Origin of the sequence: Variovorax sp. KK3 (assembly GCF_001984055.1) — a bacterium.
Lineage (GTDB): Bacteria > Pseudomonadota > Gammaproteobacteria > Burkholderiales > Burkholderiaceae_C > Variovorax.
The window spans coordinates 17330-32167 of sequence record NZ_LYVO01000056.1 but is presented as its reverse complement, the minus strand read 5'-3'; the positions used below and the strand labels follow the sequence as shown (position 1 = coordinate 32167).

13 protein-coding genes are annotated in these 14838 nt (G+C 69.2%); 2 read left to right on the top strand and 11 right to left on the bottom strand.

Annotated features, from left to right (window positions below):
- Nucleotides 1–19: 19 nt before the first annotated feature.
- From B0W80_RS23305 to B0W80_RS23270, 8 genes are all read right to left on the bottom strand, one after another.
- Complete coding sequence (locus B0W80_RS23305) at nucleotides 20–1558, bottom strand: amidohydrolase family protein (protein ID WP_083745570.1); 1539 nt, start codon at nucleotides 1556–1558, stop codon at nucleotides 20–22.
- Nucleotides 1551–2450: a MurR/RpiR family transcriptional regulator gene (locus B0W80_RS23300; RefSeq protein ID WP_077001561.1), complete on the bottom strand. Its 900-nt coding sequence runs from the start codon at nucleotides 2448–2450 to the stop codon at nucleotides 1551–1553. Before B0W80_RS23300 ends, B0W80_RS23305 begins: the two co-directional genes overlap by 8 nt.
- A 25-nt stretch (nucleotides 2451–2475) precedes the next feature.
- Nucleotides 2476–3774, bottom strand: a complete 1299-nt coding sequence (locus B0W80_RS23295) for an amino acid deaminase (RefSeq protein ID WP_077001545.1) — start codon at nucleotides 3772–3774, stop codon at nucleotides 2476–2478.
- Nucleotides 3771–4739 carry an ABC transporter ATP-binding protein gene (locus tag B0W80_RS23290; RefSeq protein ID WP_077001544.1) on the bottom strand — a complete coding sequence of 323 codons (969 nt, stop codon included), beginning with the start codon at nucleotides 4737–4739 and terminating at the stop codon, nucleotides 3771–3773. The genes B0W80_RS23295 and B0W80_RS23290 overlap by 4 nt, the downstream gene beginning before the upstream one ends.
- Nucleotides 4740–4756: 17 nt before the next feature.
- Nucleotides 4757–5791 (bottom strand): ABC transporter ATP-binding protein, encoded by a 1035-nt coding sequence (locus B0W80_RS23285; RefSeq protein ID WP_077001543.1) that lies wholly within the window; start codon nucleotides 5789–5791, stop codon nucleotides 4757–4759.
- Between the two features lie 218 nt (nucleotides 5792–6009).
- On the bottom strand, nucleotides 6010–6849 hold the full coding sequence (locus B0W80_RS23280) for an ABC transporter permease (RefSeq protein ID WP_077001542.1): 840 nt from the start codon (nucleotides 6847–6849) through the stop codon (nucleotides 6010–6012).
- Between the two features lie 4 nt (nucleotides 6850–6853).
- Entirely contained in the window at nucleotides 6854–7795 is a 942-nt protein-coding gene (locus B0W80_RS23275) for an ABC transporter permease (protein WP_077001541.1), read from the bottom strand.
- 139 nt (nucleotides 7796–7934) lie between these two features.
- Nucleotides 7935–9512, bottom strand: coding sequence for an ABC transporter substrate-binding protein (locus tag B0W80_RS23270; RefSeq protein WP_077001540.1), 1578 nt, complete (start codon nucleotides 9510–9512; stop codon nucleotides 7935–7937).
- A gap of 196 nt (nucleotides 9513–9708) precedes the next feature.
- Here B0W80_RS23270 and B0W80_RS23265 point away from each other — a divergent pair, with 196 nt between their 5' ends.
- Both B0W80_RS23265 and B0W80_RS23260 read left to right on the top strand, forming a co-directional pair.
- Nucleotides 9709–10101, top strand: a complete 393-nt coding sequence (locus B0W80_RS23265) for a RidA family protein (protein ID WP_077001539.1) — start codon at nucleotides 9709–9711, stop codon at nucleotides 10099–10101.
- A complete protein-coding gene (locus tag B0W80_RS23260; RefSeq protein ID WP_077001538.1) occupies nucleotides 10098–11009 on the top strand; it encodes a M23 family metallopeptidase in 912 nt (303 codons plus the stop codon). The genes B0W80_RS23265 and B0W80_RS23260 overlap by 4 nt, the downstream gene beginning before the upstream one ends.
- Nucleotides 11010–11018: 9 nt before the next feature.
- Here the strand turns inward: B0W80_RS23260 and B0W80_RS23255 are convergent, their stop codons facing one another.
- Genes B0W80_RS23255 through B0W80_RS23245 form a run of 3 tightly spaced genes read right to left on the bottom strand, consistent with a single transcriptional unit; the run spans nucleotide 11019 to nucleotide 14796 of the window.
- Nucleotides 11019–12254 carry an FAD-dependent oxidoreductase gene (locus B0W80_RS23255; protein ID WP_077001537.1) on the bottom strand — a complete coding sequence of 412 codons (1236 nt, stop codon included), beginning with the start codon at nucleotides 12252–12254 and terminating at the stop codon, nucleotides 11019–11021.
- A gap of 4 nt (nucleotides 12255–12258) precedes the next feature.
- Nucleotides 12259–13776 (bottom strand): amidase, encoded by a 1518-nt coding sequence (locus B0W80_RS23250; protein WP_077001536.1) that lies wholly within the window; start codon nucleotides 13774–13776, stop codon nucleotides 12259–12261.
- Nucleotides 13777–13806: 30 nt separating this feature from the next.
- On the bottom strand, nucleotides 13807–14796 hold the full coding sequence (locus B0W80_RS23245) for a tripartite tricarboxylate transporter substrate binding protein (RefSeq protein ID WP_083745569.1): 990 nt from the start codon (nucleotides 14794–14796) through the stop codon (nucleotides 13807–13809).
- Nucleotides 14797–14838 lie beyond the last annotated feature (42 nt).

The following is a 14838-nucleotide window of genomic DNA, read 5'->3' as shown; positions in this document are numbered from 1 at the left end:
TCGCGGGCGAGCGCGCAGGCTACCCGCCCCGGTGCAGCATGCGCCCGGCGCGCGCGCGGACCGCCGGCTCCTGCTCGCCGCCAAGGTAGGCACACACGCCGTTGACGTACACACGTTCGATCCCAACGCTCGCGCTCTTCGGCCGGTCGTAGGTGGCGGTGTCGGCGACGGTGCGCGGGTCGAACACCACCACGTCAGCCATCGCGCCGGCGCGCAACAGGCCGCGGTCGGCGATGCGCATGTTGCGTGCGGTCATGCCGGTCATCTTGTGCACCGCCTGCTCCAGCGTGAAGAGCTGGCGGTCGCGCCAGTAGCGCGCGAACACGCGCGGAAAGGCGCCCCACAGGCGCGGATGCGGATGCCGGTCGTGCGGCAGGCCGTCGCTGCCGATCATCGTGCGCGGGTGCGCGATGACGCGTTCCACGTCTTCTTCCTGCATCTGGAAGTAGCAGGCGCCGCCGGGCTGCAGGCGGCGGCAGGCTTCGCGCTGGTCCACGCCCCACTCGCGCGCGATGTCGGCCAGCATGCGGCCGGTCGTGCCCGGATGTGGGTCCGACCAGGTGATGAGCACGTCGATCACGCCATCGATGAGGTCTTCGCGCAGCACGGTGGAGCCGGCCACGTAGGGGTACACGTCGAGCGCGATCTCCTGGCGCTCCGCCAACGTGTCGACCAGCGGCAGCGTCTGCTTCGTGCGGCCCCAGTTGGCCGGGCCGGCGCATTTGTGGTGCGAGATCACCAGCGGCGCGCCGGCCGTGAACGCGGTGTCGCCGGCCTCGTGCATGGCCTCGATGATGCTTTCCATCTCGCTGCGCAGATGCGTCGCGTAGACGCCGCCATGGCGCGCGACGACGCGCGCCAGCGCCGTCACTTCGTCGGCCGGCGCGGCGAAGGCCTGCTCGTAGAAGAGGCCCGAGGACAGGCCGTGCGCACCCTCGGCCATGCAGGCATCGAGCAGTGCGGCCATGCGCGCACGTTCGTCGTCGGTGGCCGCGCGGTCGAGCGCGTCCATGGTGGCGAAGCGCAGGGTGGTGTGGCCGACCAGCGCCGCGACGTTGAGCGCCGGTTGCGCCGCCTCGACGGCTGCGCGGTAGTCGGCCATGGTCGCGTGGCGGAAGGAATCGGCGCCCAGCAGCGTGAGCGGCGGCAGCGCCTCGGGCGTGCGGTAGGGCGCGAGCGAGATGCCGCAGTTGCCGGTGACGACGGTGGTGATGCCCTGCGACACCTTGGGCAGGCACAGCGGGTCGCGCAGCACGATCGCGTCGTCGTGCGTGTGCACGTCGATGAAGCCGGGCGAGACGACCTTGGCGCGGCAGTCGACGACATGGAGCGCCTCGGGCGCGATGCCATCGGGCAGACGATGGCGCAGGCCCTCGCCCAGGGCCAGGATGCGGTCGCCGACGAGCAGCACGTCGCCCATCCAGCCGGGGCCGCCGGAGCCGTCGACGATGAGGCCGGCTTCGAGCAAGGTGACGGTGTCGGCCTCACCTCCCGCTTTCTCCCGAGAGCGCGAGAGGGAGACGGAGTGGTTCGATGGATCGGATGTCTGTTCAGCCATGCTTCACTCCTCCACCATCCCAGCTCTGCAGCGGATGCGTGCTGGCATCGATGCCGTGGCGCTGAAAGGCCTCGCGCGCGCGCTGAAGCCGTTGAACTGCCGGTTCGCCGCGGCGCTGCGCCACCAGCACGGTCAGGATCTCGATCACCGTCAGGTGGGCGAGGTAGGCGTCGATGCCCACGTGCATCACCGCATCGTCGGGCACCGACAGGCCGATCAGGAAGTCGGCCTTCTCGGCCAAGGCCGTGCCGGGCCGCGTGATCGCCACCACCTGGGCGCCCTGCCCGCGTGCGATGTCGACGGCGTCGAGCAGCGAAGGCATGCCGCCCACGTGCGAGATGGCGATCACCACGCCACCGGGCCGCTGGGCCGCGCCGGCCACCTGCTGCAGGTGGTAGTCCGACCAGGCGTTGGCCGACAGGCCCAGGCGGAACAGCCGCGCCTGCAGGTCGTTGGCCATGAACCACGAGGTGGCGCCGGCGCCGTACAGGTCGACGTGCGGCGCGGCCGCGATGGCGGCTACTGCGGCATCGAGCACCGCCATGTCGAGCTGGTTGCGCACGCCCGACACCGACGCCGCGGCACTGCGAGCGATCTTGCCGACCACCTCGTCGGCCGCATCGGCGATGTTGACGCGCCGGTGCAGCGGCGAGCCGCCGAGCGCCAGCTCCTGCGCCAGTGCCAGCTTGAACTCGCGCAGGCCCGCGAAGCCCAGGTCGCGGCAGGTACGCATGATGGTGGGCACCGAGCTGCGCGAGCGCTCGGCCAGCGATTCGAAGCTTTCCTCGAGCACGCGGTCGGGGTCTTCGAGAATCAGGTCGAGGATGGCGCGGCGCGTGGTGGGCGCGCCGTCGCGCGTCGCGGCCATGCGCTGGAGCAGGGAACCGGTCATGGGCGGCATCGGTGGCACTTGGGCATCAGAAGTGCATGCACACCGCGTCGCTCACGCGGTAGTCGTCTTCCACCACCGGCATCCAGTGCCATTTGTCGAAGGTGGTACACGGGTGCGAGATGCCGAGGCCGATGCGCTCGCCGACCACCGGCGCCTGCGGCTCGTCGGCGGCATCCCAGCGCAGGTAGGCATGCTGGTCGTTGAGTGCCGAGATCGCCCAGCCCGGCGGCACCGCCGACGTCGACCGGCTGCCGAGCGCGGCGCGCGCGATGGGCACCGGCATGGAGAGGTCGAAGGAGATGTCGCGCTTGCCCACGGCCAGGATCGCCAGCCCGGGCTCCGGCCGCGACTGCACCAGGGCCCAGACCTCCATGGCCGGACGCAGGCTGTCGCCGCATTCGCAGTCCATGCGCTGGTCGATGGAAACTTGCAGGCGCTGGTAGTTGCCATGGTCGTGCGTGACGTAGCAGCCCGAGCGCAGCACGCCGCGCACTGGACGGCCGAGCTTCGGCTTCAGGCGCAGCGCGACCAGGTCGTAGAGCGCGGAACCGCCGGCCGAGACCAGCACCTCGTCGGCCGCGAACCATCCGTGCTCGTCGCAGTGCTGCGCCACGGCGACGACGCGGTCCATCAAGGTGTTGGTGTAGTCCGTGTCGGGGCCGCTGTCGCCGGTCGCGCCTTGTCCTTCGTAGCACTCGATGCCGACCAGGCGCACCGCTTCGCTCTCGTGCAACCGTGCGGCGAGCGCGATCGCTTCGTCGTGCGTGCGACAGCCGGTTCGCGCGCCCTGCACGCCGATTTCGAGCATCACGTCGAAGGGCACGCTGTCGACGTGGCGCACGGACCAGGCCTCGATCAATGCGAGCTGCGCGGGCGAGTCGACAAGGAAGGCCACGCGCAGGCCAGCGTGTTGCTCCAGCAGCTTCTGGATGCCGGCCAGGTCTTCGTCGCTGACGACCTGGTTGGCGATCAGCGTGTGCCGCGCGCCGGCCGCCACACCCACCGCGAGCTGCGTGACGGTCGCGAATGTCAGACCCCAGGCACCCGCATCGAGCTGGCGGCGGAAGAGCTGTGGCGACATGGTGGTCTTGCCGTGCGGCGCGAGGTCGATGCCCCAGCGGCGCACCTGCGTCTGCATCCAGGCGACGTTGTGCTCCAGCGCCTCGCGCTTGAGCACGGCCAGCGGCAGCGGCAGGTCGCCGGCCAGCACGTGCCAGCCGGCCTGCCCGATCTGGCTGCGGCGCCTGGGAGGCTGGGTGCGCGGATAGCCCTTGAAGCGGGTGTCGAGGAGCGGGTCGAAGATGTCTTTTTCCGTGGTGGTCATTGCGTCATCAGCTCCGTGCGGATGCAGGCCGAATGATGGCCCGGCGAGAGTTCGTTGAGCGGCGGCACCGTCTGGCTGCAGGCCTCGATGGCATGCGGGCAGCGGGTGCGAAATACACAGCCCGAGGGCGGCGCCACCGGGCTCGGGATGTCGCCCTTGAGCGGCACCCGATCGCTCGCCACCAGCGGATCGGGCTTGGGGCTGGCGGCCAGCAGCGCCCGGGTGTAGGGGTGCTGCGGGCGTTCGAAGAGTTCGCGGGTCTCGGCCACTTCCATCACCTTGCCCAGGTAGAGCACGACCACGCGGTCGCAGAGGTATTCCACCACGTCCAGGTCGTGCGAGATGAATAGCATGGTCAGCGACAGGCGTTCCCGCAGGTCGGCCAGCAGGTTGATGACCTGCGCCTGGATTGAAACGTCGAGCGCCGAGAGCGGCTCGTCGGCCACGATGAACTCGGGCTCGACCGCCAGCGCGCGCGCCACGCCGATGCGCTGGCGCTGGCCGCCGGAGAACTCGTGCGGAAAGCGGCTCGCATGCTCGGGGCGCAGGCCCACGGTTTCGAGCAGTTCGGCGATGCGGCGCTCGCGCTCGCCAGGCCCTTTGGCGAGGCCGTGCGTGGCCAGCGCCTCGCCGAGGATGGCGCTGATGCGCATCTTGGGGTTGAGGCTGGCGTAGGGGTCTTGAAAAATGATCTGCAGCTTGCTGCGCAGCCGGCGCATCGCACCGGCCGCGAGCTGTCCGATGTCGTCGCCGCGGTAGAGCACCTGGCCTTCGGTACGCTCGATGAGCCGCAGCACGGTGCGGCCGATGGTGCTCTTGCCGGAGCCGGACTCGCCGACCAGGCCCAGGGTCTCGCCGGGCCGGATGGCGAAGGACACGTCGTCGACGGCACGCACGGGGCGCTCGCCGGTGCCGAAGTATTTCTTGAGGTGGCGAACCTCGATGAGGGGTGTGGCGGTCGTCATTGGGCTGATCCTGAAATTCACGCGGCCTTCGCCAGCGGTGGGGCCACCGGCACGCGGATGCAGCGCGCCTGGCGGCCGCCGTGGGTGTCGAGCAAGGCCGGCATGGCCTGGCGGCAGGCATCGATGGCCAGATCGCAGCGCGGCTCGAAGGCGCAGCCGGGTGGCGGGGACAAGGGGCTGGAAACTTGCCCACGGATCGCGAAGAGGCGCTTGGGCCGGCCCTCCCCGCGCGCCTGTGCCTTGCCGGGCAGGCAGGCCAGCAGGCCTTGCGTGTAAGGATGCTCGGGCGATGCGAAGAGCGGCAGCACGGGAGCACGCTCGACCACGCGGCCCGCGTACATCACGACGACGTCGTCGGCATGGTGTGCGACGACGCCGAGGTTGTGGGTGATGAACAAAATGCTCATGCCGGTTTCGGCCTGCAGCTTGCGCATCAGTTCGAGGATTTGCGCCTGGATGGTGACGTCGAGCGCGGTGGTGGGCTCGTCCGCTATCAGCAGCGTGGGGTCGCAGGCCATGGCCAGCGCGATCATCCCGCGCTGGCGCATGCCGCCCGACAGTTGGTGCGGATACTCGTGCAACCGACGCGCCGCGGCCGGAATCTCGACCAGCTCGAGCATGCGCAGCGCGTGGGCCAGGGCGGCCTTGCGGTCCAGGCCCTTGTGCAGGCGCACGCTCTCGGCGATCTGTTCGCCGATGGTGAACACCGGGTTGAGGCTGGTCATCGGCTCCTGAAAAATCATCGCGAGCTCGTTGCCGCGCAAACGGCGCAGTTCGCGGTCGGGCAAGCCGAGCAGGTCGACGGTGCGGCCGTCGCGGGTGCAGAACGCGGTCTGGCCGCTGACCTGGGCGTTGGCGGTCTTGGGCAGCAGGCCCATCAGCGTGAGGCTCGTCACGGATTTGCCGGAGCCGGATTCGCCGACCAGGGCGGTGGTGTTGCCGGGCTGGATCGAGAAGCTCACGTCGGCTACGGAGCGGACCAGGCCGTCTTCTGTGGGGAAGGTGGTGCTCAGGTTTTTTACCGTGAGGCGGGGGGTTTTTGGTGTCGTCATGTCATTGGCTCCGCTTCGCGTTCGCTCTGGCTGTTTTTACGGGCGGGGGCGCGTGCCGAGGCCACGGGGTGTCCCCCTCCGCGAATGTCCCCCGGCTTCGCCTCCTCCTTTATTTCGCTGCGGGGGACACCCCATGCCCTCGGCACGGGAGCATGCGTGTTGTGCGGGCCGATCCGCGACCGACTTGATGGATCACGCCCCGAAAGGTCCACCTTCATTCAGCCCGCCTTCTTGAGCTTGGGATCGAGCAAGTCACGCACACCATCACCCAGCAATTGCAAAGACAGCGCCGTGAAGATGATCGCGAGACCGGGAAACAGCACGACCCAGAAGGCTCGATCCGCATACTGCTGACTGCTCGCGACCATCGTTCCCCAGGTAGGAATCTCAGGCGGCACACCGACACCGAGAAACGACAACCCCGCCTCAGCCAGGATTGCATAGGCGAAGATGAAAGACACCTGCACCAGGATCGGCGACATCAGGTTCGGCAGGATGTGGCGCCACAAGATGCGCGAGGTGCGCACGCCCAGCGCTCGCACGGCTTCGACGAAGAGCAGTTCTCGCACCACCAGCGTGGAGGCGCGCACCACCCGTGCCACACGCGGCGTGTAGACCAGCACCAGCGCCAACACCACGTTGACCAACGAAGGGCCGAGGATGGCCACCAGCGCGATGGCCAACAGGATGTCAGGGAAGGACATCATCGCGTCCACCACGCGCATCAGCGGCGCGTCGAGCCGGCGGAAGAAGCCGGCCACCAGGCCCAGGATGGTGCCGGCGATCACCGCGCCCAAGGCGGTCAGCGCGGCGATGGCCAGCGAATAGCGCGCGCCGTGGACGATGCGGGCATACATATCGCGGCCCAGTTCGTCGGTGCCCATCAGGTGGGCGGCGCTCGGAGGCTTGAGGCGATCGAGCACCGCGGTGTCGTTGGGGTCGGCCGAGGCGAACCAGGGCGCGCCCATTGCCAGCACTGCGATCACCAGCAGCACCAGGGCGGAGACCAGCACGATACGGCGATGCATCAGCTGGCGCAGCATGCGAGGCATTTGCACGATGTCAGACCTTCACGCGGGGATCGACCACTGCGTAGAGCAGGTCGATCGAAAAGTTGATGAGCACGTAGATCGCGGCGATCACGAGCAGAGCGCCCTGGATCACCGGGTAGTCGCGGCGCAGCACCGCGTTGACCACCAGGTTGCCGACACCCGGCAGGCCGAACACCGTTTCGGTGACGACGGCGCCGCCGATCATCAGCGCGATGGTCAGGCCCAGCACCGTGACGATGGGCACCAGCGCATTGCGCAACGCGTGCTTCAACACCACCGTGCCTTCGGACAGCCCCTTGGAACGTGCGGTGCGCACGTAGTCCTCGCCCAGCACGTCGAGCATCGAGGCACGGGTGAAGCGGATGATCAGCGCCGAGTTCAGCAGGCCCAGCACCGTGGCCGGCAACACCAGCGCGTGCAGGCGTTCTGCCAGCGGCGCGTCGGGTGCGCCGTAGCCTGACGCCGGAAACCAGCCCAGCGACACCGCGAAGAGCTGGATCAGCACGATGCCCAGCCAGAAGCTCGGGATGCTGGCGCCCAGCATCGCGATGCCGGTGAAAAGCTGGTCGACGACGCGCCCCCGGAACACGGCCGACACGATGCCGCAGGGCAGCCCGATCAGCGCCGCGATCGCGACCGCCATCAGCGCCAGCAGCGTGGTCGGCTCGGCACGTTCCCACAGCGCCTGCGTGACCGGGCGCTGCAGAAAGATCGACTGGCCCAGATTGCCCTGCACCACTTCGCGCAGCCAGTAACCGAACTGCACCGGCAGGGGCTTGTCGAGCCCGTACTCTTTCTGCACGCGGGCGATGTCGGCGGCAGTGGCCTGGTCGCCCAGCAGCACCGATACCGGATCGCCCGACGCGGCGCGCGTGAGTACGAAGACCAGCACCGCGACGATGGCGAGCACGACCAGCATCCCCGCCAGGCGGGATGAGAGATAGCGCAGCATCTGATTGGCTCCTTTGCAGCCGGCAAGGCGAACGACGGTGACCGATTCCAGAAACACCGCGGAACCGGCTCTGCCGGGCCGCTGGTGTTGCCCCCGGCAGGGGGGTGTGCGGCCACACGAAGTGGGCAAGCCTGGGGGGTTACTTGATTCGGGTGTTCCAGAAGTACGGCCAGGTCATGGGCGTGTAGTTGTCGAGCGCCGGGCTCTTCGCCGACAGCCCGTTGAACTTGCCGACGTTGACGTACGGCACCTCGTCGTACACCACCTGCTGCACCTTGCCCCAGAGCTGGCCGCGCTTGGCCGGATCGCTCTCGGTGTTGAAGGCCGCGAGCGCCGCCTTCTTTGCCGGCGTGTCCCACCAGCCCGGTGCGCCGTCGCCCAACTGCGGCGGCGAGAGCATGGGCTCGGGGAATTGGCCCGAGTGGGTGACGTAGATGTCCCACAGCTTCGGGTCGTTGCGGCGTTGCACCAGCGTGGCCCAGTCGACCACGTTCAGGTCGACCTTGAAGCCGGCGCGCTTGAGCTGCTCGGCCATCAGCAGCGACATGTTGTAGTGAAAGTCGTACTGCCGGCTGGTCAGCACGCGGATCGGGTCGCCCTTGTAGCCGGCCTTGGCCGCGGCCTCCTTGGACTTGGGCGCGTTGCGCTGGTTGTAGAGCTCGGCGCCGCCGGTGGCATAGAACGGCGAGCCCTTCGGGAAATGATTGCCCTCGGCCACGAAGAAGCGCGTGTCGCCGAAGCCGGCCGCGAGCATTTCGCCCTCACCCAGCGCCACCTGCACCGCCTGGCGCACGGGCTGGCTGGCCATCACGCCTTCCTTGGTGTTGAACACCAGGTAGGGGAAGCCGAAGGCCGGCGTCATGATCGGCTGCGTCTTGCCCGCCGCCTTCTCGAGCCGCGACAGTGCCTCGGTGGGCAGCAGGTCGGCAAAGTCGAACTGCCCGGCCAGGGCGCCTTCGACCCGCGTGTTGGCGTTGGGCACCGGCACGAAGCGCAACTCTTCGATGGCCGCCTCGCGCTTGCCGCCGTAGCCGTTGGGCGCTTCCTTGCGGGCGCTGTACTTGTCGAACTTCGTGAGCAGCACGTACTGGTCGGGCCGGCGCTCCTTGAACTTGTAGGGGCCGGTGCCGACGAAGTCCTTCAGCGGCTGCGCGATCGAGTCCTTGGCCATGATCGCGGCCATGCCGCTGGGCAGCGCGAACTGGGCCAGCAGCGGCGCGTACGGCTGCTTGAGCACGATCTCGATGGCCAGCGGGCCCTTTGCCTTCAGGCTCTCGATTTCCTTGCCCACCGCCTTTCCGCGCGGCGACTGGTCCATCCAGCGCTGCAGGCTCGCGATCACATCGTCGGAGTTCAGCTCGCGGCCGTTGTGCAGCATCACGCCCTTGCGCAGGGCGATGGCGTAGGTCTTGCCGTCGGCCGAGATCTTGGGCATGGCCTCGGCCAGCATCGGCACCACGTTCCACTTGGCGTCGAAGGTGTAGAGCGGCTCGTACACGTGCTGCATGATCGTGCCGACCAGGTCGGCGGTGGAGGCCATCGGATCCAGCGTCTGTGGCTCGGCCACCATCGCCAGCGTGGCGAAGTTGCGTGCGCCCTGGGCCTGCGCCGGTGGTGCGCCGAGCGTGGCCACGGTCACGGCCGCAAGCAGGCAGGTGCCGAGCAGGCTGCGCTTCGAGACGAGGGTCAGGCCGCTTCTGGATCCTGTGGTCTGCATGTGAAACTCCTTCGTGGGGTCGTTGGAATGAAAAAAACTTTCTGTTCGGCCCGCACTTTGAAGCAACACTACGGCTATTGCATGAGTGTTAACCCCAGAGATGCCCGACTGAAGTGAAATAGAATTTCAATCCTGCGGGCGACCTGCCCTTGCCCGCTTGCCTTCGCACCTTCTTCGTCAACCCACAGGAGCCCCCATGCCGCTCGAATTCCTCGGCGTCTCGCCCAATGCCTCGGACCGTCAGGTCCGCCCTCTTTCGCCGGCCGTGCGCGCAGGCGACTTCGTCTACGTGTCGGGCCAGGTGCCGGTCGATGCCAAGACGGGCGAACTGGTGGTCGGCGGCATCGAGGCCCAGACGCGGCAGGTGATGGAGAACGTCAAGTCGGCGCTGGCGCTGGCCGGCGCCACGCTGGCCGACGTGTGCAAGACCACCGTGTGGCTGCAGGACGCACGCGACTTCGGTGCGTTCAACCGCGTCTACATGGGCTTCTTCGAAGGCAACTTCCCGGCGCGCTCGACCACCGAGGCGCGGCTGATGATCGACGCGCGGGTCGAGATCGACGTGGTGGCGTATAAGCCCAAGGCGTGACACCCACTTCCAGACCTCGACTTCCCCTTTCCCTGCCACCGCACCCGCAGCCGCCCCTGCAACGCCGCAACGCCTTGCTGGGCGCGATCGCCCTGCTTGCCCTGCCCTCCGCGCGCGCCGCCCGGCCAGCGCCGGAGGCCTCCGTGCCGTGGCCCCATGCGTCGTCGGTGCCGGGCGGCATCGCGCGGCTCTCGCTGGGGCCGGCCGCACAGAGGCCCCAGGCGCGCACCGCCGACGACCTGCCGCTGCTGGTGGTCGGCGATCCCATCGAATGGACGGCGCTGGTCGGAATTCCGCTGGCCGCCGAACCCGGTGAAGCCCGCATCCGCGTGCTGCGCGACAACGGCCAGGCGCGCGAGCTGCCCTACGCCATAGAGGCCAAGCGCTATCAGGAGCAGCACCTCAAGGTGAAGCCCGGCCAGGTCGACCTCTCGGCCGAGGACATGGCGCGCTACGAGCGCGAGCGCGACCACCAGAAGCAGGTGGCCGCCACTTTCAGCGAACCCATCCCCCGCGGCGAACTGCGCATGCGGGTGCCGGTGCCGGGGCGGCGCTCCAGCTCCTTCGGCCTGCGCCGCGTGTTCAACGGCGAGAAGCGCAATCCCCACAGCGGCATGGACATCGCGGCCGCCACCGGCACGCCGGTCGTCGCGCCGCTGGCCGGCCGGGTCATCGACACGGGCGACTATTTCTTCAACGGCGGCACCGTATGGCTCGACCACGGCGGCGGGTTGCTCAGCATGTATTGCCACCTGAGCCGCATCGACGTGAAGACGGGCGACGTGCTGAAGCCCGGCGAGCGCTTCTGCGCCGTCGGCGCCACCGGCCGGGTGACCGGGCCGCACCTGCATTGGTCGGTGATGCTGAATCGTGCCATGGTCGACCCGGCACTCTTCATTGCAGGCTGAACGCCCCGTTCAGAACCGCGTGGCCGCGAATGGTGTTGGATCGACGTAGGGCGTGCGCCCGTCGATCAGGTCGGCGATGAGCCGCCCGCTCGCCGGGCCCAGCGTGAAGCCCTGGTGCGCGTGGCCGAAATCGAACCACAGGCCGGTATGCCGCGGCGCCGGGCCGATGACCGGCTTCATGTCGACCGTGCAGGGGCGGCAGCCCATCCAGGGCTGCGCCTCGACGGGCGTCGGCAGGTCGAGCAGTTCGCGCGCGATTCGCTCGGCCTTGTCCAGCTGCACCGGCGTGGGCGGTGCATCGTCCGCGGCGAACTCGGCGCCGGTGGTCAGGCGCATGCCTTGTGCCGCGGGCACGAGCACGTAGCCCCGCTCCGCATCGAGCATCGGCATCGACAGCGTCGGCCCGCCCGTGTAATGCCGGTGGTAGCCGCGCTTCACGAACAAGGGCAGCCGATAGCCCAGGGGCTCGATGAAGCGGCCGGCCCACGGCCCGAGTGCCACTACCACGTGCTGCGCGTCGATGGGCGCTTCGGCCGTGCGCACGCGCCAACCGCCGGCATGCGGCGCCAGCCCGCGCACCTCGCTGCGCAGCACGCGGCCACCGCGGCGCTGCAGGAGCCGGGCGTAGCGCGCGACCAGTTCGCCGGGATCGTCGACGCACCACGGGTCGAGCCAATGCAATGCGCCGGCCAGGCGTTGGCGCAAGGCCGGCTCGGCCTGCGCGAGGCCCGCGCCATCCAGCACGGCATGCCGCACGCCGTACTCGCGTTCGATGCGCTGTGCGCGCTGCACGTTGTCGTCGAGCGCCTCCTCGGTGCGAAACGCCAGGCGAAAGCCCTTCTTCGCCACCAGGTCCCAGGCGTCGGCCGCCTCGATCAGGCTCGCATGCTCGCTCAGGCAATGCGCGATGAGCCGGCTGTACTCGGCCGCGATGCGCGCATGGCTGGTTGGCGACGAGGCACGCCAATACGCGGCCAGCCGCGGTGCGACCGCCGGCATCGCGGCCAGGTGGTAGTTGACGTCGGCGCCGCGCTTGAGCGCCACGTCCAGCAGCACGCGCCAGTCGCGCGGAAAGGCATAGGGCTCGACCGCTTCGCGCTGGATGATGCCGGCATTGCCGTACGAGGTTTCGCGGCCCGGCGCGACGCGGTCGAGCAGCGTGACGGCGTGGCCGCGCTCCGCCAGATGCAGCGCGGCGCTGACGCCGACCATGCCGGCGCCGAGGACGACGATGTCGGACGCCACGGGCTCAGACGGCCGTCATGCCCGGTCCCGCGTCGGCCGCTGCCGCGCCGGGCGGGTGGGTGACGATTGACCTGAGCGCTTCGTTGGGCGTCGCGAGCCGCGACAGGTCCGGCCGCGTCCGGGCACCCTCGGCGGTGGCCGCGAAGGCGCGCTCCACCTCGGCCGCGATGCGCAGCAGTTCGGCATCGCCGCGCAGGCGTCCGATCATCTGCAGGCCGAAGGGCATGCCGTGCTCGTCGCTGCCGCAAGGCAGCGACAGCGCCGGGTTGGTGGCCAGCGTGACGACGTAGGTCAGCGCCAGCCAGTGGTAGTAGTTACGCATCGCCTGGCCGTCGATCTGCTGCGCGTAGAGCTCGGTCCACGGGAAGGGCGTGACGGGCGTCGTGGGCGCAATGATCAGGTCGAAGCGCTCGAAAGCCTGCGCGAACCTGCGGGCCACGCGGGTCTGCTCGAGGTGGGCCCAGGCCCGGTCGGCCAGCGTGATGGCGGCAGCCATCTCGACGTTGGCGCGCACGTTGGGGCCGAGCGTCTCCGGCGCATCGCGGTAGGTATCGGCGAAGGCGGCGACGAAGGCTTCGGCGCGCAGCACGTCGAAGGCGCGGTCGGCATCGCCGAGGCCCAGGTCGACCGGCTCGCACGAAGCGAGCAGCGGCCGCAGCATCTCGACGCGGTGCCGGAACACGCGGCGGATTTCGGGGTCGACGATGCACAGGCCGAAGTCCTCGGTGTAGCCCACGCGCACGGTCGACAGGTCGATGCCCGGGAGCGGCCAGAACGCACCACCGTCGACGGGGTACGACAGCGGATCGCGCGGGTCGTGCCCCACGCTCGCCGCGAGCTGCAGCGCCACGTCGTCGACGGTGCGGCCCATCGGCCCGAGCACCGAGATGGCCGACCAGCCCAGCGGCCGCGCATCGTTGGCCACCAGCCCCGGCGAGGGCCGCAGGCCGACCACACCGCACAGTGCAGCCGGAATGCGCAGCGAGCCGCCGGTGTCGGAGCCGGTCGCGATCGGCAGCATGTCGACTGCCAGCGCGGCCGCCGAGCCGCCCGACGATCCGCCCGCGTTGCGCGTGGTGTCGAAGGGGTTGCCGGTCGCGCCCCAGACGTTGTTGCGCGTGTTGGCGCCGGCGCCCATGTCGGGCACGTTGGTCTTGGCCGTGACGATGGCGCCGGCCGCCCGCAGGCGCGCGACCAGGCCGTTGTCGGCCTTGGGCACGTTGGCGCGCAGGCGCACGTTGCCGTAGGTGGTGAGCAGTCCGGCGGTGTCCTGCAGGTCCTTCACGCCCAGCGGCAGGCCATGGAGCAGGCCCAGCGATTCGCCGTGCATGACTTGCGCCTCGGCCCGGCGGGCGGCGTCGAGCGCACGCTCGAAGTCGGTGGCGGCGATGGCGTTGATGGCCGGATTCAGTCGCTCGATGCGGGCGATGCAGGCCTGCATCAACTCCACCGGCGACAGGCGACGGCTGCCGATGAGGCGGCGCAGCGCGACGGCGGATTGTTCGAGAAGCGAATCGTCCATGTGCTGTCTCTGGTGTGTTGGCGAGAACCGCTACTCTGCCTTGATCTGAGCCTGCTCGGCCACGGTGCGCATACGGCCGATTTCTGCCGAGACGACGCCCTTCCAGTCCTTGATGGGGTGGTAGTCGGGCTCGAAGCCGGCTGCCTTCATCTTGTCTTGCGTGTCGGGGAGCGCCATGGCGGCGGCCAGCGCCTTCTCGAGTTTGCTCTTCACATCGGCCGGCAGCCCGCGCGGCGCGACCAGCGCGATCCAGGCATTGAGCTCGTAGCTCGGGTAGCCGCTCTCGGCCATGGTCGGCACCTGCGGCAGCAGCGAGGAACGCTTGGCGGTCGAGACGGCCAGCACTTTGATCTTGCCCGTCTTGAGCTGCGGCGCCGCGGCGACCACCGTGTCGAAGGACAACGGCACCTGCCCGCCGATCAGGTCCGTCATCAGCGGCCCGCTGCCCTTGTACGGCACCTGGTTCAGCTTGAGTCCGGTGGCGGCGTTGAACATCGCGCCCGCGAAGTTGGAACTGGTGCCACTGCCGAAGCTGCCGTACACGAACTTGTCGGGATCGGCCTTGACCGCCGCGACCAGCGCCTGCACGTTGTCGGCGCGCACCGAGGGATGCGCGAGCACTGCCAGCGCCACCGAGCCCACCATGCCGATCGCCTCGAAGCCCCCGGCCGGGTCGTAGCTGAGCTTGGGCTGGATGGCCGGGTTGAGCGTGAAGGTCGAGCTGGAGCTGATCAGCAGCGTGTGCCCATCGGGCTTGGCGTTCGCCACGAAGGCCGCGCCGATGGCCGTGCCCGCACCGGGCTTGTTGTCGACGATGACCGGTTGGCCCAGTTGCTCCTCGAGCTTGCGGGCCAGCAGGCGCGACAGCACGTCGGCCGCGCCGCCTGCCGAATAAGGCGCGACCAGGGTGACGGGACGTTCGGGAAAGCCGGCCGCCATCGAAGGCATGGCGAGGCAGGCGGAAACGACGATGGGCAAGGCGCGCAGCACGCGCCGCAGGGCGAGAAACGGGAGGGACATGAAAATTTCTCCGATGTGAGAATTCTCACATGCGAGAATTGT

Bases quoted from the DNA above. Each gene is read 5' to 3' on its own strand.
- B0W80_RS23305 (WP_083745570.1), bottom strand. From the start codon at position 1,558: ATGGCTGAACAGACATCCGATCCATCGAACCACTCCGTCTCCCTCTCG.
- B0W80_RS23300 (WP_077001561.1), bottom strand. From the start codon at position 2,450: ATGACCGGTTCCCTGCTCCAGCGCATGGCCGCGACGCGCGACGGCGCG.
- B0W80_RS23295 (WP_077001545.1), bottom strand. From the start codon at position 3,774: ATGACCACCACGGAAAAAGACATCTTCGACCCGCTCCTCGACACCCGC.
- B0W80_RS23290 (WP_077001544.1), bottom strand. From the start codon at position 4,739: ATGACGACCGCCACACCCCTCATCGAGGTTCGCCACCTCAAGAAATAC.
- B0W80_RS23285 (WP_077001543.1), bottom strand. From the start codon at position 5,791: ATGACGACACCAAAAACCCCCCGCCTCACGGTAAAAAACCTGAGCACC.
- B0W80_RS23275 (WP_077001541.1), bottom strand. From the start codon at position 7,795: ATGCTGCGCTATCTCTCATCCCGCCTGGCGGGGATGCTGGTCGTGCTC.
- B0W80_RS23270 (WP_077001540.1), bottom strand. From the start codon at position 9,512: ATGCAGACCACAGGATCCAGAAGCGGCCTGACCCTCGTCTCGAAGCGC.
- B0W80_RS23265 (WP_077001539.1), top strand. From the start codon at position 9,709: ATGCCGCTCGAATTCCTCGGCGTCTCGCCCAATGCCTCGGACCGTCAG.
- B0W80_RS23250 (WP_077001536.1), bottom strand. From the start codon at position 13,776: ATGGACGATTCGCTTCTCGAACAATCCGCCGTCGCGCTGCGCCGCCTC.
- B0W80_RS23245 (WP_083745569.1), bottom strand. From the start codon at position 14,796: ATGTCCCTCCCGTTTCTCGCCCTGCGGCGCGTGCTGCGCGCCTTGCCC.